The sequence below is a fragment of the Pseudoalteromonas sp. DL2-H2.2 genome (genome assembly GCF_021532535.1).
Taxonomy (GTDB): domain Bacteria; phylum Pseudomonadota; class Gammaproteobacteria; order Enterobacterales; family Alteromonadaceae; genus Pseudoalteromonas; species Pseudoalteromonas rubra_A.
In genome coordinates, this window is record NZ_JAKGBD010000001.1 from 615,722 (window position 1) to 633,752 (window position 18,031).

At 51.0% G+C, this 18,031-nt stretch carries 13 protein-coding genes and 1 CRISPR repeat array; all 13 genes read left to right on the top strand.

Annotated elements, in window-relative coordinates; genetic code table 11:
- Nucleotides 1-65 precede the first annotated feature (65 nt).
- The 13 genes from cas3 to L1285_RS02355 all read left to right on the top strand — a co-directional run bounded on the left by cas3 (nt 66) and on the right by L1285_RS02355 (nt 18,020).
- Nucleotides 66-2,918 carry a CRISPR-associated helicase Cas3' gene (gene cas3, locus L1285_RS02300; RefSeq protein ID WP_235410828.1) on the top strand — a complete coding sequence of 951 codons (2,853 nt, stop codon included), beginning with the start codon at nt 66-68 and terminating at the stop codon, nt 2,916-2,918.
- A gap of 43 nt (nt 2,919-2,961) precedes the next feature.
- Complete coding sequence (gene casA, locus L1285_RS02305) at nt 2,962-4,545, top strand: type I-E CRISPR-associated protein Cse1/CasA (protein ID WP_235410829.1); 1,584 nt, start codon at nt 2,962-2,964, stop codon at nt 4,543-4,545.
- The gene (gene casB / locus L1285_RS02310) at nt 4,535-5,143 is read left to right on the top strand and encodes a type I-E CRISPR-associated protein Cse2/CasB (RefSeq protein WP_235410830.1); all 609 of its coding nucleotides are present in this window, start codon (nt 4,535-4,537) and stop codon (nt 5,141-5,143) included. The genes casA and casB overlap by 11 nt, the downstream gene beginning before the upstream one ends.
- Nucleotides 5,144-5,157: 14 nt before the next feature.
- A complete protein-coding gene (gene cas7e, locus L1285_RS02315; RefSeq protein WP_235410831.1) occupies nt 5,158-6,204 on the top strand; it encodes a type I-E CRISPR-associated protein Cas7/Cse4/CasC in 1,047 nt (348 codons plus the stop codon).
- A 10-nt stretch (nt 6,205-6,214) separates the two neighbouring features.
- Entirely contained in the window at nt 6,215-6,964 is a 750-nt protein-coding gene (cas5e, locus tag L1285_RS02320; RefSeq protein WP_235410832.1) for a type I-E CRISPR-associated protein Cas5/CasD, read from the top strand.
- Between the two features lie 10 nt (nt 6,965-6,974).
- Nucleotides 6,975-7,757: a type I-E CRISPR-associated protein Cas6/Cse3/CasE gene (gene cas6e, locus L1285_RS02325; RefSeq protein ID WP_328284992.1), complete on the top strand. Its 783-nt coding sequence runs from the start codon at nt 6,975-6,977 to the stop codon at nt 7,755-7,757.
- Nucleotides 7,758-7,827: 70 nt separating this feature from the next.
- Nucleotides 7,828-8,757, top strand: coding sequence for a type I-E CRISPR-associated endonuclease Cas1e (cas1e, locus tag L1285_RS02330; protein WP_235410833.1), 930 nt, complete (start codon nt 7,828-7,830; stop codon nt 8,755-8,757).
- Complete coding sequence (gene cas2e / locus L1285_RS02335; protein WP_235410834.1) at nt 8,754-9,062, top strand: type I-E CRISPR-associated endoribonuclease Cas2e; 309 nt, start codon at nt 8,754-8,756, stop codon at nt 9,060-9,062. Before cas1e ends, cas2e begins: the two co-directional genes overlap by 4 nt.
- A gap of 157 nt (nt 9,063-9,219) precedes the next feature.
- A CRISPR array of direct repeats spans nt 9,220-12,742; the repeat unit is 29 nt; unit sequence GTGTTCCCCGCAGGCGCGGGGCTGAACCG.
- Nucleotides 12,743-13,521: 779 nt separating this feature from the next.
- A complete protein-coding gene (locus tag L1285_RS23815) occupies nt 13,522-13,752 on the top strand; it encodes a M13-type metalloendopeptidase (RefSeq protein WP_328284993.1) in 231 nt (76 codons plus the stop codon).
- Between the two features lie 461 nt (nt 13,753-14,213).
- Nucleotides 14,214-14,627: a VOC family protein gene (locus L1285_RS02340; RefSeq protein ID WP_235410835.1), complete on the top strand. Its 414-nt coding sequence runs from the start codon at nt 14,214-14,216 to the stop codon at nt 14,625-14,627.
- Between the two features lie 84 nt (nt 14,628-14,711).
- A complete protein-coding gene (locus tag L1285_RS02345; RefSeq protein ID WP_235410836.1) occupies nt 14,712-16,085 on the top strand; it encodes a winged helix-turn-helix domain-containing protein in 1,374 nt (457 codons plus the stop codon).
- A 111-nt stretch (nt 16,086-16,196) separates the two neighbouring features.
- Nucleotides 16,197-16,544, top strand: a complete 348-nt coding sequence (locus L1285_RS02350; RefSeq protein WP_235410837.1) for a S41 family peptidase — start codon at nt 16,197-16,199, stop codon at nt 16,542-16,544.
- Between the two features lie 243 nt (nt 16,545-16,787).
- Nucleotides 16,788-18,020, top strand: a complete 1,233-nt coding sequence (locus tag L1285_RS02355; protein ID WP_235410838.1) for an MDR family MFS transporter — start codon at nt 16,788-16,790, stop codon at nt 18,018-18,020.
- Nucleotides 18,021-18,031 lie beyond the last annotated feature (11 nt).

Sequence of the window (18,031 nt, forward strand, 5' to 3'; positions counted from 1 at the left end):
GCAGGATTGTCGGTATTTTATTTGCGTCGTAAGCTGAGTGCATTGAAAGCAAGGACTAGAGCAATATGACAGACTTAAACAGTTTGATGTTCAAATACTGGGGTAAAGCCAGAAAGCCACTCGAAATTGATTACTGCATGAGCGAGATGAATGGCGAGTCATTACAAGATATCGTTGAACGCTATCCTAGCGTTAAATCTGTCGATCACCTAAAAGTACTTGCAAACAAAAAAGGGTGGCAAATTGTCAGACAGGGCGAAGCTTTTCACCGTTATCACCTGCTTGTATTTCATAGTTTGGATGTGGCTGCGGTTGCACTGACTTATCTGGAATTGAATAAGCAATTTACACAAGATTTGGCCGAGTTTCTGGGTTTATCTATTCCACAGCTCAGGTCATTGGTCGGATTCTTTGTTGCGATTCACGACTTGGGTAAATTTGCTTCAGCATTTCAAAACTTAGCAGAATTTAGTGATAGTAATTTAAGTCAAAAAAGATCAAGAGAACCTTACTCAGCAAAGGACGCCCGACATGACGGGTTAGGCCACCATTTTTGGAAAACCTGCGCCAAGCAAATTGAAGGTGCAGCTGATGAAGTAACGCTGGCTTTTAAAAAGGTAGATTCGGTGCGAGTCATGCTGAATTGTGTTTTTGGCCATCACGGTGAGCCGGTTGGAGCCCAGAAATTTGGTAGCAGAATCGAAGACTATTGTGTCGATGAAAATTACCAGGCTTGTAGAGAGTTCATAGCGTTTTGCCTTAAGCTATTTGCTGATGATCTGCCAACGGAAGAGTTTTCAGATAGAGTGTGGCGCGATCACCTAAGGTATGCCAGTTGGCACCTCGCAGGTTTGTGTACTCTTGCTGACTGGTTAGGCTCGGATACTCAGTATTTCGCATATCATGCTGAACCGATGGATATACAAAGGTATTGGCAAGAAGCTGTAAAACAGGCACATAAAGCGCTTACAACCAGACAGTTGACCAGTCAGGTAGAGGTCTTCCCTTATGAGTCAACTGCTAAGCATTTTGGCTTCAGTACTCCTTCCCCATTGCAGTCGTTCGCTGAGCAAGTACCTGTCGGACCTGCACCACAATTGTTTATTCTGGAAGATGTAACGGGTGCGGGCAAAACCGAGGCGGCGCTAATCTTGTTACATCGTTTAATGCATGCGAAGGCTGCGGATGGTTTCTACTTTGGTTTACCGACTATGGCGACCTCCAGCGCCATGTACCACCGTATTGCACAGCATTACGGACAAATGATGTCCGTTGATGGCAAAAAAGCCAGCCTGGTATTAGCACACGGCGCGAGTATGATGGAGGATGCTTATCAGGAATCACTGATTACAGAGCAACTACCCGATCTTGAATATGGTAAAGCCGATGAAACAGCAAGTCAGGCTTGCCATATCTGGTACGCAGATTCCAAAAAGAAGGCGCTGCTTGCCCATGCTGGCGTTGGTACAGTTGATCAGCCTTTGCTGTCGGTTTTAGCCTCCAAACACAGCACGCTACGTTTTCATGGTTTGTTTCGTAAGATTCTGGTTCTTGATGAGGTACATGCCGCAGATCAATATATGTTCACTTTGCTGGAAGATCTTTTACGTATTCATTTACGGTTTGGCGGCAGCGTGCTCCTGCTTACCGCGACTTTGCCGCTGGAAAGGCGCAACAGGCTTTGCCAGATCTGGCAAGAAGAGCTTGGCCTTGAATCTCCCGAGTACACTCAAAACACAAGCTTTCCGCTCGCAACCTGGGTCAATGAGCAAGGCAAGTTAAATGAGCAACCAGTGGAGAGTTTACCGAGAAATCACAAATCTGTGCGGGTTGAATTTATACATTGTGAGCAGGCCTGTATTGAAGAGGTACTGATGAGAGCATCACGCGGAGAGGCTGTTGTTTGGGTGCGTAATACGGTGGCGGATGCGCAGCAAGCATATACTTTACTCTCCGAGCGCTACCCGCAAACACATATCACTTTGTTCCATAGTCGCTTTGCTTTATACGATAGAAAACAAAAGGAAAAAGAGGTGCTTAGCAGACTGGGTAAGCAAAGCTCGTCACAGCAAAGGCAGGGGCAAATATTGATTTCAACTCAGGTGTTTCAGGAATCAATCGATGCAGATTGCGATTTTATGCTCAGTGATATTTGCCCTATTGATGACTTAATTCAGCGTGCAGGTCGGCTAAAACGCCATATTCGTGATGAGCACGGCAATCACAACTCCGAGCTCTCAGAAGACAAGCGTCCACCTGCTGTATTAAAAGTGTTTTGCCCTGAGTGGCAGAGCGAGCCTGAAAAAGACTGGCTACACAAAACTCACCCCGGTACGGCCGCTGTCTATCGTAGCCCAGCCATTATTTGGCTAACGCAAAAAGTGCTAAGAGAGAAAGGTGGTTTGTTTTTACCGGATTGTGCACGCCATTTGATCGAAAGCGTTTACAGTCAGGCTGCGCTGGGCACTCGGCCAGCCAATCTGGATTGTTATCACAGTGAGTACCAGGCGCAAACACAAGCGATGGAAAATCAGGCAACGCTTCAGAAGCTGGATTGGCAAAAAGGGTATTGCCGGCAGGCGGGTAATGTGTGGATGGGGGAAGAGCTTGAGATCAGCACGCGGTACAGCGACAGAGTTAGTATTCAGGTGGTGGTGCTAAAACTAGAACAATCCGGGAGTATGACCTTTTATGCTGAAGGCCGCGCCGAAAAACACCTGCTACAGCATAGTGAAATACGTGTAGATCAAAAAAGTATAGCTGAAAAGCTGGCTCCAATTCCAAATGAATACAGTGAGCAACTGGAGAGGCTGCAGGAGCGCCATCCTGCACTCAAATACAAGCAATGCTGGTTGCAAGGAAGTGATGAACAGTTTTTATATGATGCATTTAAAGGGCTAACAGAGGTTGGTGAATAACCTATTTTAGGGGCTTGCCCCCATTTCAATCAGGGAAAATGGTATGAATAATTTAGTACAGGACCCTTGGCTATATTATCGGTTCAGGGATAACTCTATCAGGCAATTGCCTTTGTCGGCTATAGCAAACCCCGATGTGGTTGACTTTGCTTTGCCACGCGCCGATTTTTACGGAGCAGCGTATCAGTTTGCCATTGGCTTATTGCAAACTTGTTGCTCTCCCGAGGAGGGAGAAGATTGGTATAACTGGTATGAATCACCTCCTGCAGAGCTGGCGCTGTCAGAGTCGTTTAGTAAAGCGGCACATGCATTTAATCTGTTTGGAGATGGCCCGCTGTTTATGCAGGACTTAGATCCACTTCAAAACGCAGGCACGCAGAACGTCAACACCTTGTTGATTGAAACGCCGGGTGACAACACGCTTAAAAATAATGTAGATCATTTTATAAAACGTGGTCAGGTTGAAGCGATGAGCCCTGAAATGGCGGCGCTTGCATTATTTACTTTACAAATTAATGCACCTTCTGGTGGAAAGGGTTATAGGACAGGGCTTCGAGGAGGTGGACCACTGACAACCTTGATATTACCCAATGAAGAGTCGGCCAGCCTGTGGCACAAACTGTGGTTGAATGTCTGTATTGAGCCGCAAGTGAGTAATGGTCAATTACACAGTGGACAGATATTTCCTTGGCTTGAACATACAAAAAACAGTGAAGGAAAAGGCACAGAAGCGCTTTTTAAAGACGCGCACTTTCTCACGCATTTTTGGGCAATGCCGAGGCGCATACGGTTACAGCCAGAGGAGTCGGCGGGCAGTTGCTCACTGACTGGCCATCAATGTGAGGTGTTGGTTAAATCTTTTGCCACTACGAACTATGGCAACAACTATGCAGGGAGTTGGTGGCACCCACTCACGCATTATCGTAGTAACCCTAAAAAACCACATGAGGATAACCTCTCCAGTAAAGGGCAGCCTGGTGGCATCCAGTATAAGCAATGGCACGCCTTGTGTTTCGCCAATGAGAGCGAAGGCAACCATCCAGCCAAAGTGATAGACGAGTTTTACGATATCAAAATGGACTATGTTGACCAGCAACCCAGGCTTTGGGCATTTGGCTTTGATATGGACAATATGAAAGCCAGAGGTTGGTATGACAGTCAGTTCCCGGTGTTTTTACTGGATGAGACTAAACGCGCAGGCGTGATCCATGACCTTAATCAGGCCATTCAGATTGCCATGGAATTTAGCAGCATGATGCGTACCTTGATTAAAGAAGCGCTGTTCGACAGGCCCAAAGATGTCAAGGCAGATCTGGCCCAGCATACGTTAAGTTACTGGCAGCGCAGCGAACGCGACTTTTTTATTGCAGCCCAGGCCATTTGCGCTGAAGGGGAGCTGCAAAGTGAAGATGCAAAACGCTGGTTCTATCGGGCCCTCAATACCGCGTTAGATATCTTTGACGAGGTGGTTTTAAGTACTTCCATGGATAACAAAGCGATTGCCAGAAAAGTGGCTGCAAGACAGAAGCTGACTGCCTGGTTACATGGAAAGAAAATAAGTAAAGACTTTAAACGGCGTTACAACCTAAAGACACAAAACAAGGAGGCACAAGCCAATGACGCTTAATTACAAACCGAAAAGTCAGCTATTCAAAACAGTTAGCTGGGATGCATTTCAAACAGTGTTTCGCTGGTGGCTTGCTATGTCGGATGACGAGGCAACTCAGGCTGAGTTAAGCATCAGGCCTGCGCCAACAGTATTTCGTGCCCAGCTTAAGCGTGCTTCCAGATTGGACGACGTTTATCTCACTCAGGGCTTTTCGGCACTATGGCAGGCACTACCCGCCGAGATACACAATCATAAAAAGGACTGGTTGATGCCTTGCTTTGCTGTGATAGCCAAAAGTCTCAGTATGGTGCGGAGCCATCATGAGCACGGCTCCTTTGCCAGAGATCTAGGGCATGTAGAAGAGGGCGCAGACAAGCAGGTTGTTAGTGAATTGCGATTTCAGAACCTTCAGGCTGCGAAAAATGAGCAGGAATTTGTCACGCAATTGTGCCGTCTGCTGGCTCAGTTGAACAATAAAACAAACATTCTAAGTCTGGCAGACGACATCGCCTGCTGGTTTGAAGAACATAATTATCAGGCGCCCAGACGGGCAGACAAGAGGATCGCCGTACGCTGGGCGATGGACTATTACAAAGATGTAGCGAACAAGGCATAAATAAGGAAAATACCATGAGCAAATTTATTCAGATCCACACTCTTACTTCATACGCCCCTGCAAACCTGAACAGGGAAGAAACCGGCAGACCGAAAACGGCCAAGTTTGGTGGCTTCGAACGCCTGAGAGTCAGTTCGCAAAGTTCAAAGCGCAATTGGCGAGTGAGTGACGTATTTCAAACGAGCTTAGCTGATCACATTGGTACCCGAACTAAAAAGTTGGGCGTAGAGGTTTTTAACTACCTAACCGAAAAAGAAGTAAAAGAGAAAGATGCTAAAGCTTGGGCAATTGAGATAGCGGGAGTTTTTGGCAAAGGCAAAAAAGACGCGCTGGAGATTGAGCAGTTAGCGCATATTAGCCCCAGTGAAAAAGCAGCGGTATTTGCATTGGCAGACCAGCTAGCAGCAGAAAATCGCGGACCGCAAAAAGACGAGTTGCAACTACTTAAAGCAGAAAATCAGGCCGCAGATATTGCCTTATTCGGCCGCATGTTGGCATCGAGCCCAGAGTTTAACGTTGAAGCGGCGTGTCAGGTTGCGCATGCTATCAGTGTTGAAAATGTCACCGTAGAAAGTGACTACTTTACTGCGGTGGACGACCTCAACGCAGGAAAAGGAGATCAAGGTGCTGCGCATATTGGTGACAGCGGTTTTGCTTCTGCGGTGTTGTACAACTATATCTGCATTGATAAAGAGCAGCTGGTAGACAACCTTTCTGGTGATTTAGTGCTTGCCAACAAAACCATCGCTTCTTTGCTAGAGTGCATCGCGAAAATCTCGCCAAAAGGCAAACAAAATAGTTTTGCTTCTCATGCTTATGCCTCGTACATTCTGGTAGAAAAAGGGGAGCAGCAGCCTCGCTCACTGGCAAGTGCTTTTGTAAGCCCTGTAAAGGCCCTTGACGAGAGTGAGAACGTGACGCAAATCGCAGTTCAGCGTCTAGAAAGCCAAATCGAGAACTTTGACTCTGTTTATGAGCCTTGTGCAGATAGTCGTCAGTCTATCAATGTATTAACCGGTGAAGGCAATTTTAAGTCTTTGCAGGCTTTTGCTGCTGATTAACGGGGTCTCTATGAAAACCAGTAATTATTTGGTGATCAGACTATACGGGCCTTTAGCCAGTTGGGGAGACGCGGCAGTGGGCGGCGACCGACCCACCCATATTCGCCCAACACGAGGTGCGTTGCTTGGTTTGGTTGCTGCTGCGCTTGGGATCAAGCGTGAAGATAAGGCCAACTTAAACGCGTTAAACGAAGCGCTTAGCTGCCATGTTAAACAGTACAATGCGGGTAGCTTGCTCAGGGACTTTCATACAGCACAAGTACCGAGTGAAGATAAAAAAGTACGTCTATACACTCGTCGTGACGAACTGGTTAAGTCGAAAAAGATAAACACCGTACTGTCAAACCGCGATTACCGGGAAAGCGGACTATGGGTTGTTGCACTTGAATCGAGTTCTTCAACGTACTCGCTAGAGGCGATCCGCGCTGCATTGTTACGGCCTAAATATATGTTGTACTTGGGACGTAAATCTTGTCCATTGTCAGCACCGTTGTGCCCGACCTTGGTTGAGAATGTATCGTTAAAAGCGGCATTAGATCATGAGTTCCCACCAATATTAGGCACTGAGCAGGCCGATTCAATTTGGCTAAAACCGGATAAGACTGTGAGTTACTACTGGCAGGGCGACAGAGCAGATCTCATCGCCGAGCAGACAGAGCGAGTTCATACTCAGACTGTACGGGATAATCCGATAGACAGAAAAGAATGGCTGTTTGACTTGCGCACCGAGCATCAGCTGGTGGTTGAATATCAAAGGTAAGGAGGAGCCAGTGTTTTTAAGTCAGATAAAGTTATTAGACAGTGCCATGGCCAGAGAGGAGCGTCAAAAACTCGCTGTGAATGGTTGCTACGCCAGCCACCAGTTACTCTGGAAGCTGTTTGCCGGTGTGCAAAAACGCGGTTTTTTATATTGTACCGTCAATGATGCGCTCGATCAGTTCATGGTGCTCTCGGCACAGGAGCCGAAAAACTATAATGATATATTTGCTATCCAAACCAAGCGATTCAACCCTGTATTACGTCAAGGGCAAAAGCTCGGCTATCAAATTACGCTTAATCCGACGGTGTGTAAAAACAACCGTCGCCATGATGTGGTGATGAACACACAGCAAAGTTTATTGCTAAGCGAGCTTACAAAGTTAGGGGTTGCTCCTCAAGAGAGCAAAAAATCTCGGCTTAAAAGCCAATTGTTGGATTTTGCTGATGATGGTGTTGTTGCTAATTGGAAAGCAGAATTGCAACTTACCGAGCAAATAGCGCGCAGCGAGTTGCTGGAAATGTGGTTAAGGTTTAAAACTGATTTAGTGTTGCGCCAGTGGTGGAGTGAGCGGTTGTTGAGTCTGGGTGCCAGAGCTGAGTTAGCTGATTGCGATATCTATGCTTATCAGCAGCACCAGGTTGCAAAAGGGAAAAACCAGATCCGCTTTTCTACTGTCGATATAGCCGGTCAGCTTGAAGTGACAGATCCCGAAAAGTTCACTGAGGCATTATTCAACGGCATCGGTCGTTCCAAAGCTTTTGGCTGCGGGCTGATGTTGATTAAACCTTTGTAACCAAATTTGTAAGGCGGGGCGACTCGCCTTTTTTCTTAGCTAATTTTTATTTAATTTAGGAGTGCAGGGAATGGCATTTCTTCCTTTAAAACCTATTCCAATCAAAGATCGTAATTCCATGATTTTTATTGGTATGGGGCGTATTGATGTACGCGATGGCGCGTTTGCTGTGATTGATGAAGTAAACGGCGAGCGGATGCTTATTCCGGTTGGCTCTGTGGTGTGTATTATGCTGGAGCCGGGTACGCGGGTGAGCCATGCGGCGGTCAAGTTGGCTGCAACCACAGGTACTTTGCTTATCTGGGTGGGCGAAGCGGGCGTCAGGCTTTATTCGGCAGGGCAGCCCGGTGGTGCACGCTCCGATAAGCTGCTGTATCAGGCCAAGCTGGCACTTGATGAGAACCTGCGGCTCAAGGTCGTGCGCAAAATGTTTGAGCTACGCTTTGGCGAACCAGCACCGGAACGGCGTTCGGTTGATCAGTTGCGGGGTATTGAAGGCACGCGTGTACGCAAAACCTATGAACTGCTTGCCAAGCAGTATCAGGTCAGCTGGCAGGGCCGACGCTACGACCCTAAAGACTGGGCGAAAGGCGATGTGATCAATCAGTGTATCAGCGCCGCCACGTCTTGTTTGTATGGCGTTACCGAAGCCGCTGTTTTGGCCGCTGGCTATGCGCCTGCCATTGGCTTTTTGCATACAGGCAAGCCGTTGTCGTTTGTGTATGATATTGCAGACATTATAAAGTTCGATACCGTGGTGCCTGTGGCGTTTAAAATTGCCAAACGGCGGCCTCAATCTCCCGATCGTGAAGTGCGTATTGCCTGTCGCGAAGCGTTCCGCAAAGACAAGGTATTACCACGTCTAATTCCGCTGATTGAAGAAGTTTTGGCCGCGGGTGAAGTAGCACCGCCCGAGCCTTATGCCGATGCACAGCCGCCCGCCATCCCGGAACCTGAATCCATTGGCGATGAGGGCCATCGCAGCGGAGGTCCGTTATGAGTATGTGTATGGTTGTCACTGAGGCTGTACCGTCAAGGTTGAGAGGTCGTCTGGCAGTATGGCTGTTGGAGATCCGCGCCGGTGTGTACGTGGGTGACGTAAGTAAACGCATTCGCGAAATGATCTGGTTTCAGGTCAGTGAACTGGCGGAAGACGGCAATGCGGTTATGGCCTGGGCAACCAACACCGAGTCGGGTTTTGATTTTATTACCTATGGTGAAAATGCTCGAATGCCGGTGGATTTTCAGGGACTGAGACTGGTGAAGTACACCCCAAGACCCGATGACAATCAGGGAGGAGATTAGCGAATTATTTCTGCCATTCTATCTGTGATTTATTGCTCTTTAACAAGTCGGATATTGAGATTTAAAGGCTCAAAAAATAGATATGTTTGTACCCAATATTTTCGGTAGATTTTGAAAGGTGTTTTTTCTTTATAAAAAACAAGTATATAATTTTAGAGTGTTCCCCGCAGGCGCGGGGCTGAACCGCCTGTCCGGCAGCGGCCTGATTGGCGGCGGTGGCGTGTTCCCCGCAGGCGCGGGGCTGAACCGTTGTTGCCAAACTAAATTTTAATTATGTGGCCGTGTTCCCCGCAGGCGCGGGGCTGAACCGCTAAAAACACCTCTTTCGATGCTTCGCCAGGTGTGTTCCCCGCAGGCGCGGGGCTGAACCGAAATTCGCCAGGCCGCCCTTGAAAGAGCAAACCGTGTTCCCCGCAGGCGCGGGGCTGAACCGCCCCTAACGGGGCTGTGGGGTGTTTGTTATAAGTGTTCCCCGCAGGCGCGGGGCTGAACCGGATGACTCAATTACTATTTCAGCCCGATCTGTGTGTTCCCCGCAGGCGCGGGGCTGAACCGTTAATAGGTTGCGATGCTAGGGCGGTAAGATAGTGTTCCCCGCAGGCGCGGGGCTGAACCGTTTTGAAGGTTGCAAAAGCAGGACATCAACAAGTGTTCCCCGCAGGCGCGGGGCTGAACCGAATGCTATGCAAAAGTACGTCCTGAGCGCAAAGTGTTCCCCGCAGGCGCGGGGCTGAACCGTACTCCTGGTCTGACACTACGTAACGCGTTTTAAGTGTTCCCCGCAGGCGCGGGGCTGAACCGTATCGCGCACCAAATGCAATTATCAATGGTGACGTGTTCCCCGCAGGCGCGGGGCTGAACCGGCAAAAGCCTTTCCACTGCTTCTGCGTCATTGGTGTTCCCCGCAGGCGCGGGGCTGAACCGTACCTGATTGACAAATTTGTGTGTATGGGAGAGTGTTCCCCGCAGGCGCGGGGCTGAACCGCCGGATGGCGTCCAGCTGAACCATGGTTTGGTGTGTTCCCCGCAGGCGCGGGGCTGAACCGTGCCCCGCTGACGGGCAGCCTGATTGTCAGTAGTGTTCCCCGCAGGCGCGGGGCTGAACCAGTCTAATGTTGAGCTAGTCCGTGAAAACCATTTGTGTTCCCCGCAGGCGCGGGGCTGAACCGGCAGTGCACACCCTATGTTGCCGTTTCTCAGCGTGTTCCCCGCAGGCGCGGGGCTGAACCGTGGCAGCTGGGAAAAATGGACAGATTCTGTATGTGTTCCCCGCAGGCGCGGGGCTGAACCGATCGTTTAACGGCCACCAGAACGCCACTTTATGTGTTCCCCGCAGGCGCGGGGCTGAACCGATGACCACACAAAACGAGCAGGCGTTCCGTGCGTGTTCCCCGCAGGCGCGGGGCTGAACCGCCTCTGAATTTCCAAACAAGATCAGCAATAACGTGTTCCCCGCAGGCGCGGGGCTGAACCGCAATTAACAGACATATCAACGTATGAGTTAATCGTGTTCCCCGCAGGCGCGGGGCTGAACCGGTTAGTTGGTGTTGACGTTACTCAGTTACAAAGTGTTCCCCGCAGGCGCGGGGCTGAACCGTGCTGCGCACTTACCGCACAACGCAATAAGCCGGTGTTCCCCGCAGGCGCGGGGCTGAACCGAGGCGATCGGAGATGTGGCCCGCGTGGCTCGCGTGTTCCCCGCAGGCGCGGGGCTGAACCGCCAGCTTCTAAACACAACGAGCTGATTTTATAGTGTTCCCCGCAGGCGCGGGGCTGAACCGCAATGACTGTATCTTCTGGAAAGCTGCTCTCTGGTGTTCCCCGCAGGCGCGGGGCTGAACCGCCTAGATTTGATGCTCTAGCTTCACAATGAGTGTGTTCCCCGCAGGCGCGGGGCTGAACCGCCAAAACGCAAGAAGTGCAAGCAATGCGAAAAGTGTTCCCCGCAGGCGCGGGGCTGAACCGTGAGGTACTAAATAAATCACTTGACGCATCCGGTGTTCCCCGCAGGCGCGGGGCTGAACCGCTCAACACGCCCACAATACCCATGGACTGCAACCGTGTTCCCCGCAGGCGCGGGGCTGAACCGGAGATTATTCACACTCGATTTGGCCTTGCTGGGTGTTCCCCGCAGGCGCGGGGCTGAACCGTAGCCGGTTTGTAATTGCACACCGGCATGACGGTGTTCCCCGCAGGCGCGGGGCTGAACCGATCCCGCGTTGCTACACTGCAAATCAAGTTGAGTGTTCCCCGCAGGCGCGGGGCTGAACCGGGGGCGGTCCAGCAGGAGCAGGCGAAAACCACCGTGTTCCCCGCAGGCGCGGGGCTGAACCGTATTCGAGGAACTGGATGTTTTTACTTCGGTCGTGTTCCCCGCAGGCGCGGGGCTGAACCGTGACGAGGGCGAGGGAAAATCCGATGCATCCTGTGTTCCCCGCAGGCGCGGGGCTGAACCGGTCGGCCAGTGCTTAGTGTTAAACCGTGTTGGCGTGTTCCCCGCAGGCGCGGGGCTGAACCGCCAGTCGATGATTTTATTCAATTGCTATCCTCCGTGTTCCCCGCAGGCGCGGGGCTGAACCGCTCACCGTAAAAGTTAGCTTTGTCGATATCTTGTGTTCCCCGCAGGCGCGGGGCTGAACCGATGTGTGCAGTAGCAAGTACGGGTTGTGCTCAGTGTTCCCCGCAGGCGCGGGGCTGAACCGTATTCGCGTTCACCGCTTCTCGGACGGTGTAGGTGTTCCCCGCAGGCGCGGGGCTGAACCGTCAGGCGGGGCAGCCTACCTTGATGGTGTCATGTGTTCCCCGCAGGCGCGGGGCTGAACCGGTGGTGATGTTGCATTTGAAATTGAAGACGGCGTGTTCCCCGCAGGCGCGGGGCTGAACCGCCCCATTAAATCGCTCAGGTCATCAAATTGTACGTGTTCCCCGCAGGCGCGGGGCTGAACCGCCCCATTAAATCGCTCAGGTCATCAAATTGTACGTGTTCCCCGCAGGCGCGGGGCTGAACCGTAATCTTTGCCTATTGCAATTTTACCTTGATCGTGTTCCCCGCAGGCGCGGGGCTGAACCGAACCTCTTTAGCCATGACGTAAATGTCATTTTGTGTTCCCCGCAGGCGCGGGGCTGAACCGCCAAAAACGAGCTTCAAAAGTTCGGAAATGAAGTGTTCCCCGCAGGCGCGGGGCTGAACCTCTGTGAGATCTGCGCCAGACGAAATGGCGCTCGTGTTCCCCGCAGGCGCGGGGCTGAACCGCAATCGAGCTCGTCAAAGCCTGGGGTTTTGAAGTGTTCCCCGCAGGCGCGGGGCTGAACCGAGAGTTGCTCACCTGATGCATGGGCAAAAATGGTGTTCCCCGCAGGCGCGGGGCTGAACCGAATGTTTAGCTAATGAGTCCGTTATAGTGCAAGTGTTCCCCGCAGGCGCGGGGCTGAACCGCAGGTGGTGCTAGTTGCTGATGTTGGGTCAAGGTGTTCCCCGCAGGCGCGGGGCTGAACCGGTTTGCTGGCCAGACTTGAGCGAGCCTAGCAGGTGTTCCCCGCAGGCGCGGGGCTGAACCGGTTGAGTTACTAGACGCGCTATGCGACCAAATGTGTTCCCCGCAGGCGCGGGGCTGAACCGAGACCGCTATAGAAGCCGTTAACGATATCGGAGTGTTCCCCGCAGGCGCGGGGCTAAACCGTGATAATCCACTTCGTCATTGATTGCGCCAATGTGTACGGGGCTAAACCGCTGGAAAAGGTTAAAAAGAGCTGCAACTCATCCATGAAGCATCGCTCCTTCGGTCTTGCTTCGCCCTGCACGGGCGCATGGATTGAAATATGATTGTCGCTTTGTGTTACCGCGCATTTGATACGGATAAACAAGTGATGTTTGTGGGTTAAACCATGAGAGTTCGGGTTAGGTATCTGACAAAGGGAGAGACTTTGTGCACACGTCACACCTGTATCATCGAGCAAAATTCGTAGGCAGTCAGAGACGTCTTTGGTGAGTAGGTTTATAGTGCAAAGCAGGGGTCGTAACAGATTAAGATGTCACGGCCAGGGCACTTAAAAAGCAGGGAAGAAGAACCGTGTTCAGATTAGACAAAGCATCAGGCTGTGCATCGCGGCACAGCCTAGTATTCATATAAGGATCACTCAGACAGGTCTTTTTTGAGTGTGTATAAGGCGTTAGACACTATCACCATTCCAATAACAATACCAATTAAACCAAGTATTTGCACTGTACTCATAATTACCTCCTTAACAGGTCAAGCGATACCGACAAGCGTCGATAACCTTGTACTCATAATTGCAAAAAGAAACCAAAAAGGCAAGCTGGCTCCTTATTTGGAGGGACTGTGCGGGCGCGTGGATTGAAATACATCAGCTGAAATGATACCGGGCATTTCATCCATGAAGCATCGCTCCTTCGGTCATTTCGATAATTGCTCCTGCACTGTTCTACTTCCCCACATTCATGTGGGCCCATGACCTCACCTCAGCAATCTGCGAGACGGTGTTTCGGTCTTGCTTCGCCCTTCACGGGCGCCCGAGCAACGCTTTTTTTATTGGCCTTGCGCAAAACTGGCGGACTAAAAAGCACGAAGCGGCGTTCCGTGCCAATGGCCCGCTGTCTAATTTTACGCCTTTCTACGAGGCGTTTGTTGTGAAAGAGGGCGATAAGCTTTACCGGCCGCCGAGCGCGTAAAGATCTGGTAGCCTATTCATTCAAAGCATCAACCTGAAGCAACAGCCGCTGGTAAGGGTCTGGGGTTGTTGTTTTAACGAGTTTTAGCAAGCCCCAAAAAGCTGGCCATATTGGCTAGCCTGCCTGCAAGCCCCCGTCATAGTGTGCACTCAGTAATAGCCCGCACAAAATCACTTTCTGCAACTTGGCCTGTTTATTTTCGCTGTTTGGCAGCGCAGTTTTCTTTGCGCTGAGCAAGGCTGCACCTTGAGTAATATGTGCCGGCAGAAAATCATGGCAATCCGATCTGCAAAAAACTTTAAAAAAACGCTTTACCTCAACTTAACTTAAGGTTTTATCTTGGCTGCACATTAAAAAAGGAGTCAGATTATGCAAACGTTTATGCTCACCAAAGCGTCTTTTACCGCGCAGTTGCTGCGTACTTTCAACACCACAATGCAGAATAAATAAGGAGCCGTGTTATGTATCTGGAACATGTAAATTTAGTCGTTGACGACATCGAACAGGCACTCAATTTTTACCGGGCAGCTTTTCCACACTGGCATGTACGCAGCGAGGGCAGCGGCAGCTGGCACGGCAAAGCCAGAAACTGGCTGCATTTTGGCGATGACTACCACTATATTGCCTTTAGCGATCATGGTGAGGGCAGCAACCGTGAGCTCACGGGTCACTCGGTGGGGCTGGCGCACTTTGCTTATGTGGTGCACTCGGTGGATGCAGTTATAGCGCGGCTCAACCAGGCCGGGTATCCGGTGGATAAAGACGGGGCACAGCATCCGCATCGTAAAAATGTTTACTTTATCGATCCGGCCGGATTTGAGGTGGAATTCGTTGAATATCTGAGTGATATACCCGCTGAGCGCAACAGCGATTAGTCGAACGATAAATCGGTACGAGACTTTACAAAAAATTTACCTTATCATCGGTAGTCAGAAAGGGTTCTATCAGAGGCTGCCGGGATGGCCACGGTCAATATCATTCCCAAACCAGATTGGGTGCTTAATCATCAGCATCAGCAGTTGCATAGCAGTCAGCGGGTGATCTCGCTGGATGACAAGCAGTATGCACTGCTGACTTTGCTCATGACACATGCCAGCCAGGATGTGACAAAAGAGCAGATCTTCAATGCTTTATGGCCGGGCCGCGTGGTCAGTGAAGACGCCATTTATGTCACGGTGAATGGCTTGCGCAAGTTGTTGGGCGACAGCGTTAAGCAACCCAGGTACATTAAAACGGTGTCGGGTGTGGGTTATCGCTGGGTGGGTCCGCAAATCGGTGAGGATAAGCCACTGCTGCCGCGTTATCAGATACTCTCGGCGGCGCTGTGCTTACTTGGCGTGGTGTTACTGGGTAGCCAGTTTAGTGCCTCCTCAGCACCCGAGCCACTGTCGCCCGAACAGGCCGAAAACTTCAAAAAAGCCCGCTACCTGCTCAATAACGACCCCACCGCCATTGCGCAAAGTATTGCCCTGTTACAACCGCTGACGTTAACCCGCTCAGATTTGGCAGAACCACAAGTATGGCTGGCGGATGCCTATTTGCGCCAGCTACTCGCCGATCCACAGCGTAACGTACGTAATCGCAACCGTGCCCATGCGCTGCTGACATCGGTTTTGGCGAAAATCCCGGAGCATGTACAGGCAAATCTGCTGATGGCACAGCTGATCATGCTCATCGACTTCGACCTTCACTCTGCCGGGCAGTATTTCAAAGCGGCGTTGCCCAGCGCGCAAGGGCATCACTGGTATGGTCAGTATTTGCTGGCGCGGGGCGATTTTCAGGGGGCGCTTGAGCACATTGAGCAGTACCGTTTGTTAGAGCCCAATGGCTATTCCAGCGAGAGTGTGGCCTGGGTATACACCATGAGCCAGCGCCATGAAGCGGCGTTGAATGCGTTGCTTAAATTGCAGCCCTACAGCGACAGCAACCGCTTTTATCATACCTGTTTGCGCACGGTCTACGAGCAGCTGGGTGAGTACGATAAGGCCTTTGCCGAGATGATATGGGTGATGCGGGATGCCGGTTACAGCCCGCAATTAATCGCGCAGGCTGAGTCGGCATTTAATCGCGCTGGCTTACCCGGCGTTTACCGCTGGCTGTTGCACGAAGATCCATTGCGCGCAGAGATTGGTCATTACACCCCGCCCATGTCACTGGCGCGTTATGCCGTGATGGCAGGTGAGCGCGAGCTTGCTGTCACTTATCTGAACCAGGCGTTTGAGGCGCGTCAGCAGGCTATGCTATGGGCCGCGGTTGACCCGGTTTTTACCCCTTTGCATGACTATTCGCCCTATCAGAGTCTGATGCGGCAGTTACATTTGTCCGACAAATAGTGTCCTGGCTTGTGGCTGTCCGCGGACTGTCCGCTGTCCGTCCGTCAGGTAAGACTTAATCTATTATTCTTATGATTTTTATGGGTTTATTTTCTGGCATGTAACGTGCAAATGTCAGTAAGTACAAAAACGATAACCATAAAGCAAAGGAGTCAGGCATGTTTAACAGGGCCGCTGACTTATTCATCTTCGGTGCTGTTTGCCAACACCGTTCAGGACTATGGCTTTGCAACTTTGGTAGGCACGCCAGCAGGCGGGCGCAGCTCGCAAAGCGGTGGGATCCAGTTTCTGACCCTCAAGCATACCGGCATACGCACCATTGCTCCGCGATTTATTCTGCACCGCCCGTCTGGCAAACAGCAAATGACCCCGGTGCAGCCCGACCTGGCTGTCAGCCAACAAGGCCTGAGCAATACGGAATTTGTGACCAAAGCTCTGAGCGTAACCAACTCTCTGTAAGGGCCGGTTCTTTAAGGACACGCTCTTTAAGGCTAATCCCTATGAAGGTAACAGCCTGTCTCGATTGACTCCCAACCTGTGCGGCTTCAATGGCCGCATTTTTCACCTTAAGCGCCAAGCCTTTTTTATTATTTGCACAATCTTGCGCAATAATATGAACAAATAGCGTGCGTTAAGCTTGACCTAAACTTAACTTGAGGAATTAGTCTGGCCACCACAATAACAATGATAAAAGGAATAAATATGGATATAAGTAGTTTACCAGTGCAGCTTTCGCGCTTTACGCCGCTGGTCTGGGTGATGTTGATCGGCAATTTTTTTGTGCGCGCCAGTTACTACATGGTTTGGCCTTTTCTGGCGGTGATGTTGTACGAAAGTTATGGGCTCAGTGCCACTGAGGTCGGGCTGTTGCTAACCGGCTCGGCAACGCTGGCGGTGTTTTTGGGGTTTTATACCGGCAATCTGGCAGACAGGTTTGGTCGCACCCGCATGCTCTATGTCGCAGTGCTGGTGGGGGTGATATCTTTTGCCATGCTGGCGCTGGCTAATGCGTTATGGCTGTTTGCGGTTGCGGTATTTTTGGCCTGTATGCCACGTACTCTGTGGGAAGCGCCCAGCAAAGCTTTACTCACCGAAGAGCTGGCCAACCCCAAAGACCGCGAACTGGCGCTGCACCTGTTGTACTTTCTGGTCAATGTGGGGGCGGCTCTGGGGCCACTTTATGGTTTATGGGCCGGGCTCAATGGTGAGCAGTTTAGCTTTATTTACACCGCGGTGTCTTACCTTGGCTTGCTGGTGGCCCTGCTCTACTTCAGGCCCAGACGTGACGGCGCAACACCTGCTACACAGTCGGCGCCAAAATTTTCACAGTGGCTGAAGATCCTCAATAAAGACCGGACTTTTCTGGTGGTGCTGGTGGCAACGACACTGGTGTACTTTGTTTATGCCCAGTGCGACACCAGTCTGGTGCAGTACCTTACCCGCGCTGACGTCCCTGAGCTTGCGTGGTTGATTTCAGCGGTGATCATTACTAATTCCACGGTAATTATTGTCTGCCAGTTTCCGCTGCTGCATTTGATGCGCAACTGGTCTATTGAGCACAGGCTGTATCTGGGCGGCGCCATTCTGGCGGTGTCGCAAGTGATGATGGCGCTGAACGATGTTCACAATACCTGGGGCTGGATAGTAGCCATGATTGTACTGAGCCTGAGCGAAGCGATTATGTTCAGCAATATCAATGTGTATATCGACCGGCTGGCACCCGACAACCTGAAGGCCAGCTATTTTGGCGCTGCGGGATTATGTTCTCTGGGCTATGCGTTTGCGCCCATTTTAGGCGGCCTGGTGCTGGATTTATCAACCGGTGTGATCTTGTTTGTACTGACAACCCTCACCTCTTTTGTCGCCCTGGCGTTTTATAAAATTGCCCAGCTACAGTTAAAAGGCGCGCCCCGTGCAGTGTCGAGGTGTGAATGAGCAGCGCGGCC

Coding starts and splice junctions, on each gene's coding strand:
- cas7e (WP_235410831.1), top strand. CDS start 5,158: ATGAGCAAATTTATTCAGATCCACACTCTTACTTCATACGCCCCTGCA.
- L1285_RS02340 (WP_235410835.1), top strand. CDS start 14,214: ATGTATCTGGAACATGTAAATTTAGTCGTTGACGACATCGAACAGGCA.
- L1285_RS02355 (WP_235410838.1), top strand. CDS start 16,788: ATGGATATAAGTAGTTTACCAGTGCAGCTTTCGCGCTTTACGCCGCTG.
- L1285_RS23815 (WP_328284993.1), top strand. CDS start 13,522: ATGTGGGCCCATGACCTCACCTCAGCAATCTGCGAGACGGTGTTTCGG.
- L1285_RS02350 (WP_235410837.1), top strand. CDS start 16,197: ATGTCAGTAAGTACAAAAACGATAACCATAAAGCAAAGGAGTCAGGCA.
- L1285_RS02345 (WP_235410836.1), top strand. CDS start 14,712: ATGGCCACGGTCAATATCATTCCCAAACCAGATTGGGTGCTTAATCAT.
- cas1e (WP_235410833.1), top strand. CDS start 7,828: ATGGCATTTCTTCCTTTAAAACCTATTCCAATCAAAGATCGTAATTCC.
- cas3 (WP_235410828.1), top strand. CDS start 66: ATGACAGACTTAAACAGTTTGATGTTCAAATACTGGGGTAAAGCCAGA.
- cas5e (WP_235410832.1), top strand. CDS start 6,215: ATGAAAACCAGTAATTATTTGGTGATCAGACTATACGGGCCTTTAGCC.
- casB (WP_235410830.1), top strand. CDS start 4,535: ATGACGCTTAATTACAAACCGAAAAGTCAGCTATTCAAAACAGTTAGC.
- casA (WP_235410829.1), top strand. CDS start 2,962: ATGAATAATTTAGTACAGGACCCTTGGCTATATTATCGGTTCAGGGAT.
- cas2e (WP_235410834.1), top strand. CDS start 8,754: ATGAGTATGTGTATGGTTGTCACTGAGGCTGTACCGTCAAGGTTGAGA.